This is a genomic window from Pseudorhizobium endolithicum (assembly GCF_902153245.2).
Lineage (GTDB): Bacteria > Pseudomonadota > Alphaproteobacteria > Rhizobiales > Rhizobiaceae > Neorhizobium > Neorhizobium endolithicum.
Genome location: NZ_CABFWF030000018.1, coordinates 1 through 21991, shown reverse-complemented (window position 1 = coordinate 21991; position 21991 = coordinate 1). Strand labels below are relative to the sequence as shown.

General features: G+C 64.5%; 19 protein-coding genes. 5 read left to right on the top strand and 14 right to left on the bottom strand.

What is annotated here, in order from left to right:
• Nucleotides 1–199: 199 nt before the first annotated feature.
• Nucleotides 200–2248, top strand: coding sequence for a methyl-accepting chemotaxis protein (locus RTCK_RS18690; protein ID WP_142593918.1), 2049 nt, complete (start codon nt 200–202; stop codon nt 2246–2248).
• A gap of 77 nt (nt 2249–2325) precedes the next feature.
• Here the strand turns inward: RTCK_RS18690 and dxs are convergent, their stop codons facing one another.
• The 8 genes from dxs to RTCK_RS18650 all read right to left on the bottom strand — a co-directional run bounded on the left by dxs (nt 2326) and on the right by RTCK_RS18650 (nt 11375).
• Complete coding sequence (gene dxs / locus RTCK_RS18685; protein ID WP_142593917.1) at nt 2326–4245, bottom strand: 1-deoxy-D-xylulose-5-phosphate synthase; 1920 nt, start codon at nt 4243–4245, stop codon at nt 2326–2328.
• Between the two features lie 91 nt (nt 4246–4336).
• Complete coding sequence (locus tag RTCK_RS18680) at nt 4337–5260, bottom strand: pirin family protein (RefSeq protein ID WP_142593916.1); 924 nt, start codon at nt 5258–5260, stop codon at nt 4337–4339.
• 70 nt (nt 5261–5330) lie between these two features.
• Nucleotides 5331–6434, bottom strand: coding sequence for a GNAT family N-acetyltransferase (locus tag RTCK_RS18675; RefSeq protein WP_142593915.1), 1104 nt, complete (start codon nt 6432–6434; stop codon nt 5331–5333).
• Between the two features lie 122 nt (nt 6435–6556).
• Nucleotides 6557–6916: a DUF1850 domain-containing protein gene (locus RTCK_RS18670; protein WP_142593914.1), complete on the bottom strand. Its 360-nt coding sequence runs from the start codon at nt 6914–6916 to the stop codon at nt 6557–6559.
• A complete protein-coding gene (locus RTCK_RS18665; RefSeq protein ID WP_142593913.1) occupies nt 6913–9024 on the bottom strand; it encodes a TRAP transporter permease in 2112 nt (703 codons plus the stop codon). Before RTCK_RS18665 ends, RTCK_RS18670 begins: the two co-directional genes overlap by 4 nt.
• 82 nt (nt 9025–9106) lie before the next feature.
• Nucleotides 9107–10042 carry a TAXI family TRAP transporter solute-binding subunit gene (locus RTCK_RS18660; RefSeq protein WP_142594240.1) on the bottom strand — a complete coding sequence of 312 codons (936 nt, stop codon included), beginning with the start codon at nt 10040–10042 and terminating at the stop codon, nt 9107–9109.
• Nucleotides 10043–10185: 143 nt separating this feature from the next.
• The gene (locus RTCK_RS18655; RefSeq protein ID WP_142593912.1) at nt 10186–10440 is read right to left on the bottom strand and encodes an exodeoxyribonuclease VII small subunit; all 255 of its coding nucleotides are present in this window, start codon (nt 10438–10440) and stop codon (nt 10186–10188) included.
• Between the two features lie 2 nt (nt 10441–10442).
• Nucleotides 10443–11375 carry a histone deacetylase family protein gene (locus RTCK_RS18650; protein ID WP_142593911.1) on the bottom strand — a complete coding sequence of 311 codons (933 nt, stop codon included), beginning with the start codon at nt 11373–11375 and terminating at the stop codon, nt 10443–10445.
• A gap of 127 nt (nt 11376–11502) precedes the next feature.
• On the opposite strand from RTCK_RS18650, the gene RTCK_RS18645 reads away from it, so the two are divergent.
• On the top strand, nt 11503–11907 hold the full coding sequence (locus RTCK_RS18645; protein WP_185928059.1) for an acyl-CoA thioesterase: 405 nt from the start codon (nt 11503–11505) through the stop codon (nt 11905–11907).
• Between the two features lies 1 nt (nt 11908).
• Here the strand turns inward: RTCK_RS18645 and RTCK_RS18640 are convergent, their stop codons facing one another.
• Genes RTCK_RS18640 through RTCK_RS18630 form a run of 3 tightly spaced genes read right to left on the bottom strand, consistent with a single transcriptional unit; the run spans nt 11909 to nt 13779 of the window.
• The gene (locus RTCK_RS18640; RefSeq protein WP_142521529.1) at nt 11909–12472 is read right to left on the bottom strand and encodes a biotin transporter BioY; all 564 of its coding nucleotides are present in this window, start codon (nt 12470–12472) and stop codon (nt 11909–11911) included.
• Between the two features lie 9 nt (nt 12473–12481).
• The gene (locus RTCK_RS18635; protein ID WP_142593910.1) at nt 12482–13102 is read right to left on the bottom strand and encodes an energy-coupling factor transporter transmembrane component T family protein; all 621 of its coding nucleotides are present in this window, start codon (nt 13100–13102) and stop codon (nt 12482–12484) included.
• On the bottom strand, nt 13099–13779 hold the full coding sequence (locus tag RTCK_RS18630) for an energy-coupling factor ABC transporter ATP-binding protein (RefSeq protein WP_142593909.1): 681 nt from the start codon (nt 13777–13779) through the stop codon (nt 13099–13101). Before RTCK_RS18630 ends, RTCK_RS18635 begins: the two co-directional genes overlap by 4 nt.
• Before the next feature lie 112 nt (nt 13780–13891).
• Here RTCK_RS18630 and RTCK_RS18625 point away from each other — a divergent pair, with 112 nt between their 5' ends.
• The 3 genes from RTCK_RS18625 to RTCK_RS18615 all read left to right on the top strand — a co-directional run bounded on the left by RTCK_RS18625 (nt 13892) and on the right by RTCK_RS18615 (nt 16278).
• Entirely contained in the window at nt 13892–15082 is a 1191-nt protein-coding gene (locus RTCK_RS18625; protein ID WP_142594239.1) for a winged helix-turn-helix domain-containing protein, read from the top strand.
• 62 nt (nt 15083–15144) lie between these two features.
• Nucleotides 15145–15579, top strand: a complete 435-nt coding sequence (locus RTCK_RS18620) for an antitoxin Xre-like helix-turn-helix domain-containing protein (protein WP_142593908.1) — start codon at nt 15145–15147, stop codon at nt 15577–15579.
• 3 nt (nt 15580–15582) lie between these two features.
• Entirely contained in the window at nt 15583–16278 is a 696-nt protein-coding gene (locus tag RTCK_RS18615) for an RES family NAD+ phosphorylase (RefSeq protein WP_142593907.1), read from the top strand.
• A 29-nt stretch (nt 16279–16307) separates the two neighbouring features.
• On the opposite strand, the gene ribB is transcribed toward RTCK_RS18615, so the two are convergent.
• From ribB to RTCK_RS18600, 3 genes are all read right to left on the bottom strand, one after another.
• Nucleotides 16308–17408 carry a 3,4-dihydroxy-2-butanone-4-phosphate synthase gene (ribB, locus tag RTCK_RS18610; protein ID WP_142521524.1) on the bottom strand — a complete coding sequence of 367 codons (1101 nt, stop codon included), beginning with the start codon at nt 17406–17408 and terminating at the stop codon, nt 16308–16310.
• 12 nt (nt 17409–17420) lie between these two features.
• Nucleotides 17421–18518 carry a chorismate synthase gene (gene aroC / locus RTCK_RS18605; protein ID WP_142521523.1) on the bottom strand — a complete coding sequence of 366 codons (1098 nt, stop codon included), beginning with the start codon at nt 18516–18518 and terminating at the stop codon, nt 17421–17423.
• A 97-nt stretch (nt 18519–18615) separates the two neighbouring features.
• A complete protein-coding gene (locus RTCK_RS18600; RefSeq protein ID WP_142593906.1) occupies nt 18616–21720 on the bottom strand; it encodes a bifunctional diguanylate cyclase/phosphodiesterase in 3105 nt (1034 codons plus the stop codon).
• Nucleotides 21721–21991 lie beyond the last annotated feature (271 nt).

Below are 21991 nucleotides of genomic sequence, written 5' to 3'. Positions count from 1 at the left end.
CCTCCATGGGAGTCTTTCCGCGGCAACGCAAGTGGTTGAACCCTCCGGCGCGTCAGAAAGGTCATGTGAAATATCAATCTAATTTTAAGTCGTATGCGATTCAGTGCGCGGAACGCCATCCTCAGGCGCTGCTGTCTTCCGACTGCCCGAAATGACTTCGGTTTCATCTGGTAATGCTCTTCGGTCGTGCAGGTGCCCAATGTCGCTCAGAAATCTTTCGCTCAACAAGAAACTCATCGGCACCTTCGCGGCGCTCATGTCCGTCTGCCTCCTGGCCTCCGCGGGCGTCTTCTGGCAGGTCGTCCAGTCGACCTATGCGTCGGTGGAGCAGGCAAAGGCGCATGAGATCCTGCACCATGTGGACGACGCTCTCGAAGGCATGCTCGAACAGGCGGTCAACCAGAGAGGCTTCCTGCTGTTCCGCAGCGACAGCACCTATAACGAGGTGTTTGCCCAGCGCGAGAAGATGATCTCCGCGATCGAGGAGGCGAAGAAGGCGGCGGCCGGACAGCCGGCCATGGTCGCTTCCCTGGACCGGATGCGTGCAGCAGCCGATGCCTTCCACACCCAACTGAGCGAACCGCAGCTTGCGGCGCGCAAGAGCACCGACGCGCCGATCGAACAGATCATCGAGATCGGCCAGAACCAGTCAAAGGGTCAGCTCGACGCCTTTCGCGAGGCTGCGGCGGAGATCAAGCAGGATGCGGCCGCCCTCGCCGCCAGGATGCAGGCGGAACAGAAGAGCGCGCAGTGGGACATCATGATGGCCCTCCTCTTTGGGGGTGCTGCGGCCGGCATCATCGCGTCCGGTCTGGTATGGGCCCTGTCGCGGGCGATCGTCACGCCGATCATCGGCATGACCAATGCCATGACCGAGCTTGCCTCCGGTAACAACGACATCGAGGTGCCAGCGCTGGGCCGGGGTGACGAGGTCGGCGAGATGGCCAAGGCCGTTGCGGTCTTCAAGGATGCGGCCATCGAGAAGATCCGGCTGGAGAACGAAAGCGAGGCGATGCGGACCGCTACCGAGCGCGAGCGGATGAGCAATGACGAGTTGAAGGCCCGTGAAGCAGGGCAGCTGGAATTCGCCGTGGATTCTCTTGCCAAGGGACTGTCGAGCCTTGCAAACGGAGACGTGGCCTATCGTATCGACACGCCCTTCACCGGCAATCTCGACCGGCTGCGGGTCGATTTTAACGACGCGGTCACGAAGCTGCAGAAAGCCCTGCAGTCCGTCGGCGCCAACGCGGCCGCCATCAATGCGGGAGCGGAGGAGGTCCGCACCGCCGCCGACGACCTGGCCCGCCGGACGGAACAGCAGGCGGCCTCCATCGAGGAAACCGCCGCTGCGCTCGAAGAAGTCACCACGACCGTCAAGGATGCCGCCAAGCGCGCCGAGGATGTCGGGCAGCGCGTCGAACGTGCCCGCGTCGGTGCCGAGAAGTCCGGCGATGTCGTTCGCCGCGCCGTCTCGGCCATGGAGCAGATCTCCAAGTCATCGAGCGAGATCATCAACATCATCAGCGTCATCGACGACATCGCCTTCCAGACCAACCTGCTGGCCCTCAATGCCGGCGTCGAAGCTGCCCGTGCGGGTGAGGCAGGCAAGGGATTTGCCGTCGTCGCCCAGGAGGTTCGGGAGCTTGCGCAGCGCTCGGCCAATGCCGCGAAGGAGATCAAGTCGCTGATCACCACCTCGTCGGAACAGGTGGATTCCGGCGTCGCGCTGGTCGGCGACACGGGCAAGGCGCTGGAAGCGATCGTCGGCGAGGTTCAGGAGATCAACGAGCACATCAAGGCGATCGTCATCTCCACCCGTGAACAGTCGACCGGCCTGCAAGAGATTAACGTCGCGGTCAACACGATGGATCAGGGCACGCAGCAGAACGCGGCGATGGTCGAGCAGCAGACGGCCGCCAGCCATTCGCTGGCAAGCGAGGCGGAGTCCCTGAACGCCCTGCTGCGCCAGTTCAACCTGGGCAACAAGGCGACGGCCTCCTCCGCGATACATGCGACCCGCCCGGTATCCAGCGGGTCGACGGCGAAGCCGAGCACCGCTGCAGCGGCACCCGCGCCGGTCGCCAAGCCCGTCACTCAGCCGCTATCGGCCCGCAAGCCCGCCGCCGCGACAGCAACCTCGCGTCCCGCGCCATCGCCTGCAAGCGCCCTGCGCGGCAAGCTGACGGCAGCCTTCGGCAGCGGCGCCGCCGCGGCCAGGCCCAGCGAGGACAACTGGGAAGAATTCTGAAGCCGTCACAGGACCAAGCTTGAAGCGGCCGGGCATGTCCCGGCCGTTTTGCTGTCGGTGTTGGGGGACGCTTCCGCCTATCCGGCAGCGCCAACGCCGAGTTGCTTGTGCCCCAGGGCCTTGAAGACGGTGGAGACGATGCCGGCCCGGTCGAGCCCCGCCCGGGCATACATGGCGTCCGGGCTTGCCTGCTCCATCCAGACATCCGGCAGTACCATGGAGCGGATCTTCAGGCCGTTGTCGAGCAGGCCTTCGGAGGCGAGCAGATGCAGCACGTGCGAGCCGAATCCGCCGACGGCACCCTCCTCGATGGTGACCAGCACGTCATGGTGGCGTGCCAGCCGGCAGACCAGCTCGTGGTCGAGAGGCTTGGCGAAACGGGCGTCCGCAACGGTCGTCGAGAGGCCCGCCGCATCGAGATCCTCCGCTGCGATGAGACAGTCCTTGAGACGGGTGCCGAAGGAGAGAAGCGCTATCCTCGACCCTTCCTTGACGACCCGGCCCTTGCCGATCTCCAGGATTTCCCCGCGCTCCGGGAGTTCGACTCCGACGCCTTCGCCGCGCGGATAGCGGAACGAGATCGGGCCTTCATCGTAAGCGGCAGCGGTCCGCACCATGTGCTTCAGTTCGGCCTCGTCGGCGGCTGCCATCACCACCATGCCCGGCAGTGTGGCGAGGAAGGTCGTGTCGAAGGAACCCGCATGCGTCGGGCCGTCGGCGCCGACGAAGCCGGCACGGTCGATCGGGAAGCGCACCGGCAGCCCTTGTATGGCGACGTCGTGGACGACCTGGTCGTAGCCGCGCTGCAGGAAGGTGGAATAGATCGCGCAGAACGGCTTGTAGCCTTCCGCCGCAAGGCCGGCGGCGAAGGTCACCGCGTGCTGTTCGGCGATGCCGACGTCGAAGGTGCGGGAAGGAAAAACCTCTGCCAGCTTGTCGATGCCGGTGCCGTTCGGCATCGCGGCGGTGATTCCGATGATCCTGTCGTCGAGACGCGCCTCCTGCACGAGCGCTTCCCCGAACACGCTCGTGTAGCTCGGTGCGTTCGGTTTCGCCTTGGCCTGCGTGCCGGTGATGACATCGAACTTGTTGACGCCGTGATACTTGTCGGCTGCGGCCTCCGCCGGCGGATAGCCCTTGCCCTTCTGGGTGCAGACATGGATCAGCACCGGCCCCTGGCCGTTGTCGCGCACATTGCGCAGCACCGGCAGCAAGTGCTCGAAGGAATGCCCGTCGATCGGACCGATATGATAGAAACCCATCTCCTCGAACATCGTGCCGCCGGTCATGTAGCCGCGAGCATGTTCGACGGCGCGGGTGATCGCCCGGTCGACGCCCTTGCCGAGATAGGCTGTCAGCTTCTTGCCGATTTCGCGCACGCCCATATAGGTGCGCCCCGAGGCGAGCCGCGCGAGATAGGCGCTCATCGCCCCGGTCGGCGGCGCGATCGACATGTCGTTGTCGTTGAGGATGACGATCAGGCGGGCGTCCAGCGCTCCCGCATTGTTGAGCGCCTCGTACGCCATGCCGGCCGACATCGCCCCGTCGCCGATCACGGCGATCACATGGCGCCTCGATCCGCTCAGATCGGCGGCCACCGCCATGCCAAGACCTGCGGAGATCGAGGTCGAGGAATGGGCCGCGCCAAAGGGATCGTACTCGCTCTCGGCGCGGCGGGTGAAGCCGGAAAGCCCATCCTCCTGGCGGAGCGTACGGATACGGTCGCGGCGTCCCGTCAGGATCTTGTGCGGATAGCACTGATGCCCGACATCGAAGATCAGCCGGTCGTCCGGTGTGTTGAAGACCTTGTGGATGGCGATCGTCAGTTCCACCACGCCCAGACCCGCGCCGAGGTGACCGCCCGTCTTCGACACCGCGTCGATCATCTCGTCGCGCACCTCGCGTGCGAGCTGCGGCAGGTCGCGATCCTCGATCATCCTGAGGTCGGCCGGGAACTTGACCGTGTCGAGCAGCGGAGTCTGGGGGAGGGGTGTCACGGAGTCTGGCCTTTTCTGCTCTTTCCGGATGCGTCTGTCCCTCCAACATGAGGAGGAAATAGGCTTTTTCAAGTGAATGCCTTAACGGATTTCACCTGTCGGGCAAAGGGACAAACTCCTCTTCATCCCCCGGCACGATATCGAAGCGGCCCGTCCGCCACTCTTCCTTGGCCTTCTCTATCCGCTCCCTGGAGGACGATACGAAGTTCCACCAGATGTGGCGCCTGGAGTTCAGCGCGGCGCCGCCGAACAGCATCACGTGGCAACCCTGCGGGCCCGCCTCCAGCGTGATCTCGTCGCCCGGCCGGAAGACGAGCAACTGGTCGGCCGCGAACCGGTCGCCGGCGACGCCGAGTTCGCCCGCGAGGATGTAGAGGGCCCGCTCCTCATGATCTGCCGGAAAGGGGAAGCGATGGTCCGGCTCGAGCCGCAGGTCCACATAGAGGGTATCGCTGAACGTCGGAACGGGCGAGGAAAGCCCCGCGAAGCTGCCGATCACGACGCGGCCGCTCGCCCCGTCGCTGTCGATCACGGGCATGAGATCGGCGCCGGTATGGGAGAACGCCGGATCGATCTCCTCTCTATCGTCGGGCAGGGCGAGCCAGGTCTGCAGTCCGGAAACGGAGAGCGGTTGCCCGCGCAGGTTCTCCGGCGTCCTTTCCGAGTGAACGATCCCCCGGCCTGCCGTCATCAGGTTGATGTCGCCCGGCCGGATCACCAGTTCCGTGCCCAGGCTGTCGCGATGCTTGATCTCCCCGTCGAAGAGGTAGGTGACCGTCGAAAGCCCGATATGGGGATGCGGCTTGACGTCCAGCGCCTCGCCCGCGCGCAGCAGCGCCGGTCCCATCCGGTCGAAGAAGATGAATGGCCCGACGAGCCTTCGCTGGCGCGTCGGCAGGGCGCGCCGGACGGCAAAGCCGCCGATATCGCTGGAGCGGGGGATGATGAGGTTCTCGATCGCGTCGCAGGCGAAACGATCGCCGGCTTCCGGATCGGCTCCGGGGAAGAAGGACATGGGGCAACTCCTGATGGAGGAGCAGCCTACGCCAGTCGCGAAGGCTTTGCCAGTTCGACGGGGTGTCTTGTCAGCCTGTCTCGCCGCCGATCAGGCGGCTCCACTGCTCGCCGACCAGTCCGCCGAGACATGCATCGCCGGCACATGCCGCCGTGATCGCCGGGTCACGGGAATGGATGATGCTGGCGGAAGCATGGAACAGTGCGAGGCGGCGGCCGAGCATCGCCTCCATGAGGGCGGGCTGCATCCGGCCGCGGACGGTGCTTGCGCCGCGGGCCGCGGCATCGGCCAGGGTGGCATCCAGGACCGGGCCCTCCTGGCCGGGCAAGGCAAGAAGCTGCAGCACGCGCGCCGTCGACTGCCGGCGCAGATGGTAGAAGAAGGCGCCGATCGGCGTTTCCCGACGGTCGAAGACGCCCCCGATCACGGCCTCGCCGAAGGAGGGCTTGGGCATCGCCTTGCGGACGAATGCGGCGATGGCCTCCGGGGGCCAGCCGGGCCTGAAGGCAAAGCGCCGGGTGCAGGTGTCGAAGATGGCGGCGAATTCCTCCACATCGAGCGGACGCGTCACCGTCCCGTTGCGGCTGGGTGTCGGCCCCATGCCGGACCAGCGCACCGCCTCGCCCCTGTTGCGCCGGAACCGGCGGTCTGCGAAACGGGCGAGCGGAGCGGCGTGCCGGAGGAACGGCAGGCGGTGAGCGGCGGCATCCGCCAGCGCGGCAGCCGGATTGACGACGCGGATCCAGTCGAGGCTGTATTGCGGCAGGGCGGCAGCTCCCAGCCCGCGCCACATGCGCAGCGAGACGTCGCTTGCGGTGTCGGTGAAGGAAAGGTCCTGGGGTCCGCCCAGGGCCGACTTCAGAAGCTTGGCGCCGGCAAGCGGTCCGGCCTTGGCATGGTCCACCATGATCGAACTGCACAGGGCCATGCGCAGCGGCCTGTCGTTCAGGACCATTGGCAACGCATGGCGCCCGATGAAGCCGCGAATGTGGCCGTCCTCGACATGGACGAGGGAGGGCAGTTGGGGGTCGACTGCGGTGTCTTCCAGATAGACGGCGCGGAGATCGTCCAGGAGAACGCCCGGCGGCGGGGGCTCACCACGGCGGAATATCCCGTGAAACAGGCCGGCGACAGCCGGGATGTCCTCCTCCCTCAATGCGCGTATCTCGGCCATGATCCGTCCGTGGCGATTGCTTTGGCGTCACCTCTACGGCCGGAGTATCAACAGTCGATTGATGGTGGAGAGGTATCGGCCGCTATGGTGAAGAGGCCCTTGCCGGTCTGGCAGCCGACACGTCAGTCGCAGGGCCGGAGCACCACGTCTTGGCCGTTGGCGGCGCCTGCCTCCAGGCAGCCGTCGTCGTGGCACAGCTTCCATCCGCTGCCTGTTGCTCCGGATGCCGCGAGTGCCAGGCTGGAAAGCGGCTTGAGGTCGGGTTTCCAGGTCCACCAGCCGTCGCGCAGCACCGCCTCCGGACCGGGCTCCATGCCGGCGCCCGAGCCTTTGACGGCGGCTTCGGCCAGTTCCAGTCCCGCCGGCGTTATTCTCCATCGCTCCCGCCATTCGGTCTTCTGGACCGAGTGCGTCCAGGACAGCGAAAAGGCCGAGACGGCGAGCATGATCGTCTTGCCTCCGTAGAGCAGGCAAAGGCTCATGATATGGCGACGCTGCGGGCTGTCCGCAGTGCACGCAGCCAGTGCTGTGCGATGACAAGGATGCCCAGGGCCCAGCCGATCTCGTCCGTCCAGGGCAGTGCGAGGACCACCAGGAAGCCTGCGGCGAATGCCAGCAGCCGCTCCCAGAGCGCCAGTCTTGCGAAGAGGAAGCCCACCACGGCGACACCCCACAGTGCAATGCCGAAGCAGGCCTTGGCGAAGACATAGGCGACCTCGACGGGATAACCCCAGGCCGCCGCGATGGGCCCGGCATCCTGCAGCATCAGCGCAGGCGTGTAGACCGCCATGAACGGCACCACGAATCCCGCCGTGGCAAGTTTTGTGGCCTGGATCGAGATCTTCAGTCCGGATGTCTTGGCCATCGGCGCGGCGGCGAAGCATGCGAGCGCAACCGGAGGGGTCAGGTCGGCCATGATGCCGAAGTAGAAGACGAACATGTGGGAGACGAGCAGCGGCACGCCGAGCTCGAGCAGCGCCGGTCCGGCGAGCGACGAGGTGATGATGTAGTTGGGGATCGTCGGGATTCCCATGCCGAGGATCAGGCAGGTGATCATCGTCAGCACCAGCGACAGGAACAGGTTGTCCTCGCCGATCCTGATGATGAAGCCGATGAAGGTCGAGGCGATGCCGGTCAGTGTGAGGGTGCCGATGACGATGCCGACGATGGCGCAGGCGATACCCACCGGCAGCGCGTTCTTCGCACCTTCGGCCATGGCATCGCGGCAGATCCCGAGGGTCTCGCGGCCTCCCTTGACGAAGACGCAGCCGGCGATCAGCGCGAGGATCACGAGCGCCAGGAAGTTGACGCCGAATTTCAGGAAGGATGCCGCCGCAAGTCCGACCGCCAGCCAGAACACCAGCCGGAACACGAAGGGGCCGATCGATGCTGCAAGCGGCATGCCGAGGATCAGAACGACGACGAGGGCGAGCCCCATCGTTCCCGCGAAGATCGGCGTGTAGCCCGCAAACAGAAGGTAGACCAGCACCGCAAGCGGAAGCACCAGCGGCCAGTGTTCCTTGACCGCCAGCCACGGGTTGGGCAGCTCGGACTTTTTCATGCCGCTCAGCCCTGCCTTGCCGGCCTCGAGGAAGACGGTCCAGAAACAGACGCCAAAATAGAGGATTGCCGGAATGATCGCCGCCTTGACGACTTCCGCATACGGCACGTTCAGCGTCTCGGCCATGATGAAGGCGACGGCGCCCATGACCGGCGGCATGATCTGCCCTCCCATGGAGGAGGTCGCCTCCACCCCGCCGGCGAAGGAGGAGCGGAAGCCGAACCGCTTCATCAGGGGAATGGTGAACTGGCCGCTCGCCACCACATTGGCGACGCCGGAGCCGGAGATCGTCCCCATCAGTGCGGAGGACATGACGCAGACCTGCGCCGGTCCGCCGCGCCAGGTGCCGACGAGGCCGAGCGCGAAGTCGTTGAACAGCGCCAGCATCCCGGCCCGTTCCAGGAAGGCGGCGAAGACGACGAAGATGAAGATATAGGCTGCCGACACGTAGATCGGCGTGCCGTAGATGCCTTCCGTCCCGAAGCCGAAGTGCTCGACGATCAGTTCGAAATCGTAGCCGCGGTGGATGAAGGGCGGCGGGAAATATTGGCCAAAGAAGCAATAGGCGAGGAAGATTGCCGCGATGATCGTCAGCGGCAGGCCCATCAGGCGGCGAGCGCCTTCGAAGACCAGTACGATCATCACCGTGGCCACCGTCAGGTCGAGCGGCGTGTGGAAGCCGCTGCGCAGGATGAGGTCGTTATAGTAGACCCAGTTGTAGATACCGGTCAGGAAGCCGACGATGCCGAGTGCCCAGAACCAGATTTTCCCGGCCTTCGTCTTGGCCACGAGGTTGCCGAACAGGGCAAAACCGAGAAGCAGCAGGAAGCCGACATGCATGGCCCGCACGACCTGGCTGGGCAAGGTACCGTAGGCCGCCGTCCAGAGCTGGAACAGCGAGAAGCTGAAGGCGATCCAGAAGGCGATACGCCCGCTGAGTCCGTCTCCAAAGCCGGACGGCAAGCCTTCGATCGCCTCTTCCGCCGAATGCGGAGCAGGCTTGCTCTCCACTGCTGCAAGATCTGTCATGCGTTCCTCGAACTGTCGCTAGAAAAGGAAATCCCCGCGGCGTCGTTTCGACGGGCCGCGGGGACATGAGAGCGAGGCGCTCTTACTGCATGATTCCGGCTTCCTTGTAGTAGCGCTCGGCGCCAGGGTGCAGCGGAACGGGCATGCCGTCCAGGGCCTTCTTCGGGTCGATGGCCTTGGCGGCGGCATGGGAGGCGGCGAGGCGGTCGAGGTTCTCGAAGAGCAGCTTCGTCATCTGGTAGACCGTTTCTTCCGAGACGCCCTCATGGGTGATCAGGAAGTTGCCAACCGCAGCCGTCGGAACGTCTTCCGTCTGCCCGTCATAGGTGCCGGCCGGAATGGTAACCGGGATGTAAGGAGAGCCGATCTTCTCGACGTCAGCCGCCGGAACGGCAACCACGTTGATCTTCAGCGAGGTGGCGAGGTCGCGGATCGAAGCAACCCCGAGGCCGGCGGACTGGAGCGTGGCGTCGAGCTGGCGATTCTTGATCAGTTCGACGGATTCAGCGAACGGGAGGTATTCCGTCTTGCCGAGGTCCTCGTAGGACATGCCCGCAGCTTCGAAGATAGCCCGGGCGTTCAGCTCCGTTCCGGACTTCGGTGCGCCGACGGAAAGGCTCTTGCCCTTCAGGTCGGCAAGCGACTTTACGCCGGACTCCTGGCTGGCGACGATCTGGATGTAGTTGGGATAGATGCCGGCAATGCCGCGTAGCTTGTCCAGCTTGCCCGGAAAGCCCGCCTCCGTGTTTCCTTCCCAGGCCATCTGCACCGAGTCCCCCAGCGAAAAACCGATCTCGCCGCGTCCGGCCTGCAGCAGGTTGAGGTTCTCGACCGAAGCCTTGGTCGCCTGCACCTGGGTGCGGGCGCCCTCGATTTTCTCGCCGTAGATTTCTGAAAGCGCAACGCCCAGCGGGTAATAGACGCCCGAGGTGCCGCCGGTCAGGACGTTGATGAACTCCTGCGCCTTGGCGCCCGCGGACGCGAAGGTCGCGGACACGGCCAGCGTGGCGGCCAGCATGAGATTGATTTTGCCTGATTTCACGATTTTTCCTCCCAAAGCCATCGTCAGCAGGCGCTAAACATGCGGAAGTAGGAGGGGGCCGTCAATCGCTTTATGGCCGGAACGGAAAACTTCCTAGAAGCTTGAACTAATTGCGGCCGTCATTCCCCGTCGAGCGGCTCCGCGCCCTGCGGTTTGCCCGCACGGTCGAGCCGGATTTTCTCGATGCGGTTTTCCGCCGCCGTGAGCAGTTTCTCGCAATGCTTTTTCAGCGCTTCGCCGCGCTCGTAGATGGCGATGGACTCGTCCAGCGCCACGTCCCCACGTTCCAGCCTGGCGACGATGCTTTCCAGCTCCGCCACGGCCTTTTCGAACGTGTAGCCGCTGATATCAATGGTTTCGGCGGTATCGGTCATCCTCAGCCCTTCATCAATCTGCAGATGTGAAGACCGGCGGATTCCGCCAGTCCTTCCAGATCATAGCCCCCCTCCAGCAGGCTGATAAGCCGGTTGTCCGCATATTTCCCGGCAATTTCCATCAGCCGTCCGGTCGCCCAGTCGAAGTCATCGCCCACCAGGTTGATCTGCGCCAGTGGATCGCGGTGGTGGGCGTCGAAACCCGCGGAGATGATCAGGAAGTCGGGGCGGAAATTCTCCAGCGCCGTCAGGACGCGTGTCCGGAACGCCTCGCGGAAATGCTCGCTGGCCGAGTCCTTTTCGAGAGGCGCATTGACGATGTTGCCCTTCGTGCCGGTTTCGTCCTTCGCACCCGTCCACGGATAGAGCGGCATCTGGTGCGTTGAGCAGAACAGCACGGAAGGATCGTCCCAGAAGATGTCCTGCGTGCCGTTGCCGTGATGGACGTCCCAGTCCACGATCGCCACCCGTTCGGCGCCATAGGCCCGCTGCGCGTGACGTGCCGCGATCGCAGCGTTGTTGAACAGGCAGAAGCCCATCGCCTTCGTCTTTTCCGCATGGTGCCCCGGAGGCCGGGCCGCAACGAAGACATTGTCGGCGGCGCCCGTGAAGACGTCGTCCACGGCGGCCATGGCCCCGCCGATTCCGGTCAGCGCAGCCTGAAGGCTCCTAGGTCCCACATAGGTGTCCGCCTCGATCTGGCGCACCTCGTCCTCGTCCGGGATTTCGCGCACCACGGCCCGCAGATGCTCCTCGGGATGGGCGAGCAGCACCGCGTCCTCGCCGGCCTGCGGCGCCTGCTTGCGGTCCAGCTTCTCGAAGTTTGGATGCTGGAGCGCGATTGCCAGCGAGCGCAGCCGGTCCGCCCGTTCGGGATGCCCTTCCGGTGTCCGGTGCTCCAGGAAGATGTCGTGTTCGTGAAGGCGGGTGGACATGCGGGCCTCGTTTTCCGGTTTGCCACGACATGGAGCAGATCACGCGCCATTTCAAGCAACCGGAATGCCGTGCTTGTTTAGGTGCGGGGAATGGGCTTACATGCTTCCGGTCAGGTTGGAAGGTGCCGTGGATAAAGAGCCCGCCGATTTCATCGAGTTCCAAGTTCCGTTCCGGGACGTGGACCTGCATGGCGAGATGTTCAAGTCCGTTTATCTGGCCCGGGCGGAGGAGGCGCTGGCTTCCTTCTGGAAGCGGCGTCCGGCGGCCGCGGACGATCTTCACTTCACCGTCGGCAAGATCACCTGCACCTTCCATGCGGCGCTGCGCCTGCACGATCACGTGCGGATGGACGTTCATGTCAGCAAGATCGGCGTCAAATCGGCGGGCTTCCTGGTGCGCATGGTGCGCGAAGGCGACAGCGACGCCGTCGCCGAGGCGGAAATCCTCTGGGTCTCCTGCGACCGGCAGTCGAAGGAGCCGGTCGCGCTGCCCGAAGACCTGCGCGACTGGCTCTACGAATTCCTGGACTAGATCAGGCTCTGGCGGGCAGCAGCGGATAGCCGACCATGACCGCGCGGCCGGCAAGCGCGGCGACGGCGGCCTTGACGAGGTCGCCCGGAATGAAGGCCATCGAGCCGACGAAAGCCTTGGTGAGGCCGAGGCCGGAAACCACGGCCAGGTAGCTGATGCCGAAGGCATAGAGGACGACGACGCCGCCCGCCACGGCCGCCGCGAAGAAGCCTGCGGTTTGCAGCATTGCGCCCTGGGAGTTCTTCACGAAACGTTCCGACAGGTAGCCGGTGACGAAGGCGGCGAAGACCCAGCCGATGAGGAAGCCGGTGGTGGGAGCGGCAAAGACGGCAAGGCCGCCGCGGCCGCCGGAAAGCACGGGCAGGCCTATGGCCGCAAGCAGCAGGACCAGCAGGACGGCGATCGTGCCGCGTTTGGCGCCGAGGATGACACCCGCAAGCATCACGCCCATCGACTGGGCCGTGATGGGTACCGGAATGAAGCCGAGCATGATGGGCGGCAGCAGGCCCAGCGCGACGATGATCGCGGCGAAAAGGGCACTGAGGACGAGATCGCGAGTACTCATGGGGCGCTCCTAGGATCGGGATGGTGGTTTGTGCCCGCGGATTCCGCGGGCGTCAATGGCCGCCGCGATCTCGTCCGCGCTCTTCAGGGTCTGGATGGTGAGCGGCACGATCACGGTCATCGGCCGCAGTTTCAGGCCCCGGGCCCGATGCGCCTGGCGCAGGATCTCGTATCGTGAGACGACCTCGGGCACAAAGCGGATGACGAGGCCGACGGCAAGACCGATGTCGTCCGCCCTCACGAGGCCGATCCGCTCGAACGGGCGGGCAGCCGAGGAGATCTCCCCGATGAACGAGCCGACCGGCGTCGTGGCGGTCACGGCCGCCGCGACGAGCATCAGCGTCGTAAGCCGCAGCAAGACGACGACGCCTTCTTCCACGGTGTTCAGCATCAGGGTCGCCAGCGCCACCACCGCAATCGTCAGCAGGATGGGCCTCAGCCGAAGCCAGCCCTCCCGCCAACCCATACCGAGGGAGCCGTAGAGAAGAGCGCCGGCGAAGGCCGCACCGCCCAGCATGATTGGGGAGCGGGTGAGGAAGAGGGCCAGGCTGACGACGATGAGAAGGATGAGCTTGATGCGCGGGGAAAGGCGATGGAGCCGGCTGTCACCCTCGACGTAGAGTGATCTCATGACACGGCGATCTTCCGGTATTCGGCGACGACCTCTTCCGGCCTGCCGTCCGCCACGATGCGTCCTTCATGGAAAAGCAGCACCCTGTCGTAGTCCTCGATCAGGGGAAGGTCGTGGCTGATCACCAGCACATCCTCGTCGAGTGCGCGCAGCGTCCTCTCCACCAGCGTACGGTTGCGAAGGTCGAGCTGGTTCGTCGGCTCGTCCAGGATGACGATCGGCGGCTCCGTGACCAGGACCGATGCAAGCGCCGCGAGTTGCAGTTCGCCACCGGAGAGCTCGTGAACGCGGCGGTCCGCCAGATGTCCGATGCTGAAACGGGCAAGCACTCCGTTCACCCTGTCCTGCATCTGGCCTCGCGTCAGCTTCCGGCCGCGCAGTCCCAGCTCGATGTCCTCGCGCAGGATCGGGAGGATGATCTGGTTCTGCGGGTTCTGGAAGATGAAGCCGACCTGGCCGCGCACCGCCTCGCCATCGGCGCCGGTATCGAACCCGTTGACCGTCACCCGGCCCTGGCTCGGCTGCACCAGACCGTTGATCATTCGGGCGAATGTCGTCTTGCCGGAGCCGTTCAATCCGATGATGCCGATGCGGCGCTCCGTCAACGAGAGCGATAACGGATGCACGGCAGTTCGGCCATCGAAGCTCGTCCCTGCCTGATCGAATCTGACGTCCACCCGCGCATCCCCTCGCTTGCTGGCGCTCCTATAGACCGGATGCCGGGAGAGGGGAATGCAAAACAGAACGTGAACATTGAAGTGGGACGACGATCGCCCTACTCTTGCGCGCATGGCGATTCTCATCCCGAACGAGCAGGCGCGCAAGATCTTCCTGGAGCGGCAGGGGCTTTCCCTGCCGCCCTCCCGCAGCCTCGACAAGCCCGGCCTGTTGAGCCTGATCGACAAGATGGGCTTCGTGCAGATCGACAGTATCGCAACCGTCGAGCGCGCCCATCACATGATCCTGTTCTCCCGCAATCAGACCTACCGCCGCGAGCACCTGCAGCATCTCCTGGAGAAGGATGGCGAGCTCTTCGAACACTGGACGCATGACGCCTCCGTCATTCCTTCGGCTTTCTTCCGCTACTGGAAGCACCGTTTCCGCCGCCGCGAAGCGGTGATCGGCGAGCGCTGGCGCAAATGGCAGGGCGAGGATTTCGACCAGGCCTTCGAGGAGACCTACCGGCGCATCGTCGAGGGTGGGCCCATCATGGCCCGGGAAATGAAGGCCGAGGAGCACAAATCCGGCGGATGGTGGAACTGGCATCCCAACAAGACCGCGCTCGAATACTACTGGCACACGGGCAAGCTCGCCATTGCCGGCCGGGTGAACTTTCAGAAGGTCTATGACCTGACCGAGCGGGTGCTGCCGGCCCGCCACCACGAGCCGCAAGTGAGCCACGACGAGTTCGTGGACTGGGCCTGCCGCAGCGCACTGGAGCGGCTGGGGTTTGCGACCTCCGGCGAGATCGCCGCCTTCTGGGACCTGGTGACCCCGCAGGAGGCGAAGGAATGGGTGGAGCGCCGCCGAGACCAGCTGACGGAGGTGCTGGTGGAGAGCGCCAACGGCGGCCGACCGCGCGCGGCCTATGCCTTCGCCGGCTTTCCGGATCGCCTCGGCGACGTTCCGGAGCCGCCGGCCCGCGTCCGCGTGCTCAGCCCCTTCGACCCTCTGCTGCGGGACCGCAACCGGGCCGAACGGCTGTTCAATTTCAGCTACAGGATCGAGATTTTCGTGCCCGAGTCTAAGCGGCAGTACGGCTATTACGTCTTCCCGTTGCTCGAAGGTGACCGGATGATCGGCCGTATCGACATGAAGGCCGACCGCAGAACAGGAACGCTCGATGTAAGGCGTCTCTGGCTCGAGCGTGGGGTTCGTGCGTCGAGCGGCCGGCTGGAGAAGTTGGAGGCGGAACTGATGCGCGTCGGCAAGTTCGCCGGCGTGGAGCGCGTCAATTTCCTGCCGGGCTGGCGTGCCTGATGGGGGGATTGGAATACACCATCAAATGATGTATATCTCTCACGTCATCTGATGGAGCATCTATGACTACCGCACTGGAACTTGTTTCGCCGAAGAGCACGCGGAAACGCCAGACCTTCGCATCGGAAGAGGATCGCGTCCGGCTTTCTGCCACGGCGCTCAAAGCCTTTCGGCGTCTCGTGGAGGAATGGGATCTCACTGGCGCCCAGTCCGCTGCGCTGCTGGGCGTGTCGGTGAGCACCTGGGACCGGCTGAAGCCGGGAGGTGAGGGCCGGACGCTGAGCCAGGACCAGATGACGCGCATTTCGGTCCTGACCGGGATCTACAAGGGGCTGCATCTGCTGTTTGCCGATGGCATGGCGGATCGCTGGCCTTTGCTGGAAAATTCCGGTCCCTTGTTCGATGGCCGGCCGCCCGTCGCGGCGATGATCGAAGGAGGTATTCCGCTGATGCTGGACGTGCGTCGCTACATCGACGCGGTCCGCGGAGGCCTTTGAGCCGTGATCGATGGCGTGCCGGTCACCACCACGGCCTATTCGCGGACGGTGCGGCTGGTCTCCACGGCGAGGCTCCGGGAATCGGTGCTGGCGCCCCTGGTGGATGATGCGGATGAGCTTGCCGAGCTGGCGGAAATCGAAGGCGCCACCAGCAGCCGCAGCATTGCGGAAAGTACCGGCATCTCCGGCCTCGGCGCGCATGAACTCGTCTACGACGTCCCGCATGCACATTTCATCAATGCGAGCTTCGCCTACGCTAAGCCACGCGAGCCGAACCGCTTCAACGGGGAAAATCGAGGCGCCTGGTATGCGGCACTCGACGTCGAAACCTGCCTTGCCGAAATCACCTTCCACATGACGGAGTTCCTGGCCCGGACCGGCCGCTTCGAAGCGGTCGTGGAGTATGCGGAGATGTTCTGCAGCCTGTCCGGAGACTTCCTGGATCTGCGGCCATTACCCCGCCACCCGGCGCTCCATCGGGACAAGGAAATCGGCTATCGCGAAGGAAATACCCTTGCCGCCCAGGCTCGTGCACAAGGGTTGAACGGCATCATCTACCCCTCGGTTCGTCACCCCGGAGGCACTTGCTTCGCGGTGCTGCGGCCTGCCGCGGTTCAATCCGTCCGCCAGGGGGATGTCTACAGGCTGATTTGGGCCGGTGATCCGTCACCGGCTGTAGAGGGCCCTATCGGTGCCTAGCCGCCACAATCGCGGTGGCGCATCAAGTCTCAGCAGATCACCGTCTCTGCGATACGGATGCCGAAACCTTCGAGGCCGACATAGTGCCGCTCGCTGCGGGTCAGAAGCTTGATGGAAGTGATGCCGAGGTCCTTGAGGATCTGCGCGCCGAGGCCGATCTCCAGCCATTCGCTTTCGCGCGCCTTGGCCTGCTCGTGCGCTTCCTGGTCCTGGCGGTGCTTGCGCCCGTGATCCTTCTGGCCGACGCCGACGGAGCCTTCCCGCAGGTAGATGATGACGCCGCGGCCCTCGGAGGCGATCTTCTCCATATAGGTCTCGACCGGGTGGTGGGCGCCGAACACATCGGCTGCCACGTTTTCCAGGTGCAGGCGAACCGGGATGTCGACCCCGTCGCGGATGTCGCCGAAGACGATGGCGACATGCTGCATCGGATCCCACGGCAGGGAATAGGCATGTCCCTTCGCCTTGCCGAACCGGGTGTCGACGTCGAAGGTTGACTGCAGCTCGATCAGTGTTTCCTTGCGCTGCCGGTAGGCGATGAGGTCGGCGACGGAAACCTGCTTCAGGCCGTTCTTCTCGGCAAAGTCCGCCACTTGCAGTCCCCGCATGACCGTGCCGTCGTCGTTGACGAGTTCGCAGATCACGCCGATGGGGGGCAGGCCGGCCAGCTTGCAGAGGTCGACCGCGGCTTCGGTGTGTCCCGAGCGCATCAGCACGCCGCCCTCGCGGGCGATGAGCGGGAAGATATGGCCCGGGCGGACGAAATCGGCAGGACCGGCATTGGGATTGGCGAGGTTGCGGACCGTCAGCGTCCGGTCCTCCGCCGAAATGCCTGTCGTCGTGCCGTGCTTGAAGTCGACGGTCACTGTGAAGGCCGTGGTATGCGCGCTGTCGTTTTCCGCCACCATGGCATTGAGGTTGAGCCGCTTGGCTTCCTCGCGCGGCATCGGCGCGCAGACGATCCCGGAGGTGTGGCGAACGATGAAGGCCATCTTCTCGGCCGTGCAGTGGACGGCGGCGACGATCAGGTCGCCCTCGTTCTCGCGGTCGTCGTCATCGGTGACGACCACGATCTCGCCGGCCTCGAAGGCACGGATGGCGTCCACGACGCGTTTCTGGTCATAGGCCATGGGGAGAGATCCTTATCGCTGCCGGCCGGTCTGTGCCCGGTCGCGGAGGTAGTGGTCGGCGATCGCACAGGCGACCATGGCTTCGCCGATCGGCACGGCGCGGATGCCGACGCAGGGGTCGTGCCGGCCCTTGGTGCGCACGTCGACATTGTTGCCGTCGGCGTCGATCGACTGCCGCTCCGTGAGGATGGAGGAGGTCGGCTTGATGGCGAAGCGTGCTACCACCGGCTGGCCGGTGGAGATGCCGCCGAGGATGCCGCCCGCATGGTTGGAGAGGAACAGCGGCCTGCCGTCATTGCCCATGCGCATTTCGTCGGCATTCTCCTCGCCGGAGAGTTCCGCGGTTGCGAACCCGTCGCCGATCTCGACACCCTTTACCGCATTGATCGACATCAGCAGGGAGGCGATGTCCTGGTCGAGCTTGCCGTAGATCGGTGCTCCCAGCCCGGCCGGTACGTTCTCCGCCACGACCTCGACCACGGCGCCGATAGACGAGCCCGACTTGCGGATGGAATCCAGATACTCCTCCCAGACGGGAACGATCGCAGGGTCGGGCGCGAAGAAGGGATTGCGGTCGACTTCCGCCCAGTCCCAGTTGGCACGGTCGATCTTGTGCTTGCCGATCTGAACCAGGGCGCCCCGCACGACGAGCCCGGGGACGACCTTCCGCGCCACCGCGCCGGCTGCCACGCGGGCGGCCGTCTCTCGGGCGGAGGAACGGCCGCCGCCGCGATAATCGCGGATGCCGTACTTGACGTCGTAGGCATAGTCGGCATGCCCCGGCCGGTAGCGCCTTGCGATTTCACCGTAGTCCTTCGAACGCTGGTCCGTGTTCTCGATCAGCATGGAGATCGGCGTGCCGGTGGTGATCATCGTCTCGCCGTCCTCGGCGAGCATCACGCCCGACAGGACCTTGACGATATCGTCCTCGCGCCGCTGGGTCACGAAGCGTGATTGTCCGGGCTTGCGCTTGTCCATCCAGTTCTGGATTTCGGAGAGCGTCAGCCGCAGGCCGGGAGGGCAGCCGTCGACCACGCAGCCGAGGGCGGGGCCGTGGCTCTCGCCCCAGGTGGTGACGCGGAAAAGATGACCGAACGTGTTGTGAGACATACCGGGCCGCTCGTTAAGGACCGGCCTCTGCCGCTCCTGATGCGGCTGTCTTATGGAAATCGGCGCCGGGCGACAAGTCCTCTTTCCCGCTCACCCGTCAGGCTGCCGCCCTGGTCCAGCCGGAGCGGGCCGCCTGCGTGAAATCGGCGAACGGCAACGGCCTCGCAAAGGCGTAGCCCTGCAGGAGGTCGCATCCGAGTTCGCGCACCAGTGCGGCGTGCTGCATGGTCTCGACACCCTCCGCCACCGTCTCGACGCCGAGCGAACGGGCAATGTCGATGATCGACCGTACGAGTGCCCGCTCCTGCGGCGAATGCAGGATCGGCATCACCAACTGGCGGTCGATCTTCAGCCGCTGTGGCTTCAGCTTCAGGAGCCCGACGATCGAGGTGTGGCCCGTCCCGAAGTCGTCGATCTCGATGTCGATGCCGAGCTTCCTGATCTCTTCGAGATTGCCGGCGACGATATCTTCGTGCTCGTCCAGGAAAATCGATTCGACCAGTTCGAACGAAATCCGGTTGCGGCGGATCTGCAGCGCCTTCAGGCTGTCGATGAGGTTCTCGTCGTGCAGCCGGCGGGAAGAGACGTTGACCGACACCCTCGGGACCTCGATCCCCATTTCCGCCCACCGGGCCTGATCCCGCAGCACGGTTTCGAGGACGATCTGGTCCATCGTTGCGGCAACGTTCAGGTCTTCCGCGATCTTGAGGAAGCGGTCGGGCGCAAGAATGCCCAAATGCGGGTGGTTCCACCGCACAAGTGCCTCAACGCCGGTCAGCAGGTTCGTCTGGGCATCGAACTGCGGCTGGTACCAGGTCACGAATTCGTGGTTCTCGATGCCCGCGAGCAGATCGTCGGCGGTGCGCTTGTGGCTGATGATTTCCGCCTGAAGATTTTGCGTGAAGAACTCGTAGCGGTTTCGCCCCATCGCCTTCGCCCGGTAGAGCGCGATGTCGGCATTCACCAGAACCCGCCGGGCGTCGATGTTGATGCCGTGCCCCTGGGCGATGCCGATCGAGACGCCGCAACGGCAGGAAAATCCCTCGAAGTCGATCGGCTGGCGCAATTCATGGATGATGCGGGCCGCGAGCTGCGCCACGTCTTCGGTTTCGCCTCCCTCGGGCATCAGAATGACGAACTCGTCGCCGCCGATGCGGGCGACGACGTCGCACGGCCGGACATTGCGCGACAGCACGTCCGAGGCGTAGACGAGCATCGCGTCCCCCGCCGCATGGCCCAGCGTGTCGTTGATCTGCTTGAACCGGTCGAGATCGAGGTGAAGGATCGCGAACTTCAGCCGCCTGGTGGCACTCTGCCGCGACAACTGGTCGAGCTCCATGTCCAGCTTGCGCCTGTTGCCCAGGCCGGTCAGCGGGTCGTGCAGCGCATTGTGCTCGATGCGGTTCTTGGCGAGCTCCAGTTCGGCGTTCTTTGCGTCCGATTCCGCCTTGGCCGCCTTCAGTTCGGCGGTCAGCATGGCATCCTCGGTAACGTCGAAGGCGATGCCGATGATCTTCCGGCGGCCCTCGCGATCGACCTGGAGCTGGCCGACGGAGCGGATGTAGCGCAGGCTGCCGTCCGCCTGCGGAACACGGACCACCAGCGAGTCCTGGATATTGGTCTGCTTGAAGCGCGAGGCGATCTGGCGGGCGATTGCGCGGTCCTCGGGGTGCAGAAGATCGAACCACGTCTTCTGCGAGATGAAGCCGTCCGTATAAGGGATTCCATAGAGCTGGCACATCCGTTCGTCCCAGCGCTCGACGCCGGATGCCGGGTCGAATTCCCATATGCCGCACTTGTAGGAAGCCAGCGCCAGATCCAGCTTGTGGGAGAGTTCCTCCAGTTCCTGCTCGCGCTTCGAAAGCTCGTCGAGCGCTAGTTCCAGTTCGGCGTTCTTGATGTCGCTCACAGCCTTGGCGTCGCGCAGCGTCTGCGTCATCAGCATGTCGGACGTCACGTCCCAGACGATGCCGGTCGTGCGGACGCTTCCATCGGGATTGCGATAGGCCGCACCTGCGGAGCGAAGATAGCGGACGGCCCCGGCCGACGTTGCAACGCGGTAGGTCTCGGTGCAGGCGTGTTTTGCGCAGATGCATGTGAAGAAGTGGACTTCGGCGACCGTCCGGTCCTCCGGATAGATCGCCCCGTACCAGTCCTCCAGCCGGTTGTTGAAATCGCCCTCCGCACAGCCGTGGAGAGCGGCGGCCCGGTTGTCCCAGAACAGGTGATGGCCGTCGTCGGTGACTTCCCAGATGCCGATGTTGGAGGCTTCCATGGCAAGATTGAAGCGCTGCGACAACTCCAGGAGATTGGCCTCGCGCGTCTGCAGTGTCACGATATTGCGGTTGCGCTCCCCGATCAGCACGCTTGCCATCAGGATCGGGATGATGAGGGCCAGTCCGCCGAGGGCCAGTTGGAAACGATATTCGGTCTGATCGGGTGCGATGACGTTCCAGCCGGCCGTCGGCGCAATCAGGATCTGCCAGATATTGTTGCCGACGGTCACATGCCACCGGATCGGATCCCGGTCTTCGATAGCGGGATCGCCGAAGAATATCTGGTCCCTCACCGCGCTGAGATCCCGTAGCGCAACCTCGAACCAGTCGAGGTTCGTCAGGTGCGCGCGGCTGGACCGGTCAGCGGCGCCCACACCCGCATCGGCCATGATCCTCTTCTTGTCGAGTACCAGAGCCACGGCCGCCCGCGACGGTTCCGAACGGTCGGCGGTATCGACCGTATGAACGAGCGTAAGCTGGCCGCTGTTGAACCCGGTCTCGATGGACGGGGACTGCAGTGTCCGTCGAGAGCGTATGTCTTCCGCGAACTTGTCCTCGTCGAGGGTATCGATGCCCGAGCTGTCGGGACGGCTGAACAGCGTGCTGAGTTCAAACCCCGGCGCGATCGCCACTGCCACGACCTCCGGGCTGTCCAGCAATTCCTGCTCGGCATAGAAGCGGAAGAGGTCGTGGTCTCCGCCGGCATGCGATGCATAGGCGAGGCCCAGACGGTTCGCGGATGCCAGCTTGTCCCTGATCTCGGACTGCAACTGGCGGGCCGCGCTTACCGCCGCCTTCTCGGCGGCCGAACGCAGCTCCGCCTGATATTGCTGCTGATGCCGCTTGTCGAGGTAGGTGGCCAGCAGCATCACGGCAACGGCGGTTGCGGCTACCGCGAGGGCAAGAAAAGCGGGCCGCTTCGACATCGGCTCAGAATGCGCATGCAGCGGTTTGCCGGCTCTCAAGCTCGCCCCTTTCCCTCATCATCACAGGTTGTACTACCGTATGCAGGTTAATGCCTGCTTTCGCCTGTGCCGGCCCCGTCGTCCGTCAGTATAGAAGGTGATGGATCGTAGCCTGGATTTGTTCGTTACTATCCCCTAGGCACTTGATCAAAATTAGGGTCGAAACCCATTGATCATGTTGATTTGCTGCGGCAAATCGGATTCAAGGTTCCCAATCAATGGATTGGAGGCT

Coding starts and splice junctions, on each gene's coding strand:
- RTCK_RS18690 (WP_142593918.1), top strand. CDS start 200: ATGTCGCTCAGAAATCTTTCGCTCAACAAGAAACTCATCGGCACCTTC.
- RTCK_RS18680 (WP_142593916.1), bottom strand. CDS start 5,260: ATGTCCTTCTTCCCCGGAGCCGATCCGGAAGCCGGCGATCGTTTCGCC.
- RTCK_RS18675 (WP_142593915.1), bottom strand. CDS start 6,434: ATGGCCGAGATACGCGCATTGAGGGAGGAGGACATCCCGGCTGTCGCC.
- RTCK_RS18670 (WP_142593914.1), bottom strand. CDS start 6,916: ATGAGCCTTTGCCTGCTCTACGGAGGCAAGACGATCATGCTCGCCGTC.
- RTCK_RS18665 (WP_142593913.1), bottom strand. CDS start 9,024: ATGACAGATCTTGCAGCAGTGGAGAGCAAGCCTGCTCCGCATTCGGCG.
- RTCK_RS18660 (WP_142594240.1), bottom strand. CDS start 10,042: ATGCTGGCCGCCACGCTGGCCGTGTCCGCGACCTTCGCGTCCGCGGGC.
- RTCK_RS18655 (WP_142593912.1), bottom strand. CDS start 10,440: ATGACCGATACCGCCGAAACCATTGATATCAGCGGCTACACGTTCGAA.
- RTCK_RS18650 (WP_142593911.1), bottom strand. CDS start 11,375: ATGTCCACCCGCCTTCACGAACACGACATCTTCCTGGAGCACCGGACA.
- RTCK_RS18640 (WP_142521529.1), bottom strand. CDS start 12,472: ATGAGTACTCGCGATCTCGTCCTCAGTGCCCTTTTCGCCGCGATCATC.
- RTCK_RS18635 (WP_142593910.1), bottom strand. CDS start 13,102: ATGAGATCACTCTACGTCGAGGGTGACAGCCGGCTCCATCGCCTTTCC.
- RTCK_RS18625 (WP_142594239.1), top strand. CDS start 13,892: ATGGCGATTCTCATCCCGAACGAGCAGGCGCGCAAGATCTTCCTGGAG.
- RTCK_RS18620 (WP_142593908.1), top strand. CDS start 15,145: ATGACTACCGCACTGGAACTTGTTTCGCCGAAGAGCACGCGGAAACGC.
- ribB (WP_142521524.1), bottom strand. CDS start 17,408: ATGGCCTATGACCAGAAACGCGTCGTGGACGCCATCCGTGCCTTCGAG.
- aroC (WP_142521523.1), bottom strand. CDS start 18,518: ATGTCTCACAACACGTTCGGTCATCTTTTCCGCGTCACCACCTGGGGC.
- RTCK_RS18600 (WP_142593906.1), bottom strand. CDS start 21,720: ATGTCGAAGCGGCCCGCTTTTCTTGCCCTCGCGGTAGCCGCAACCGCC.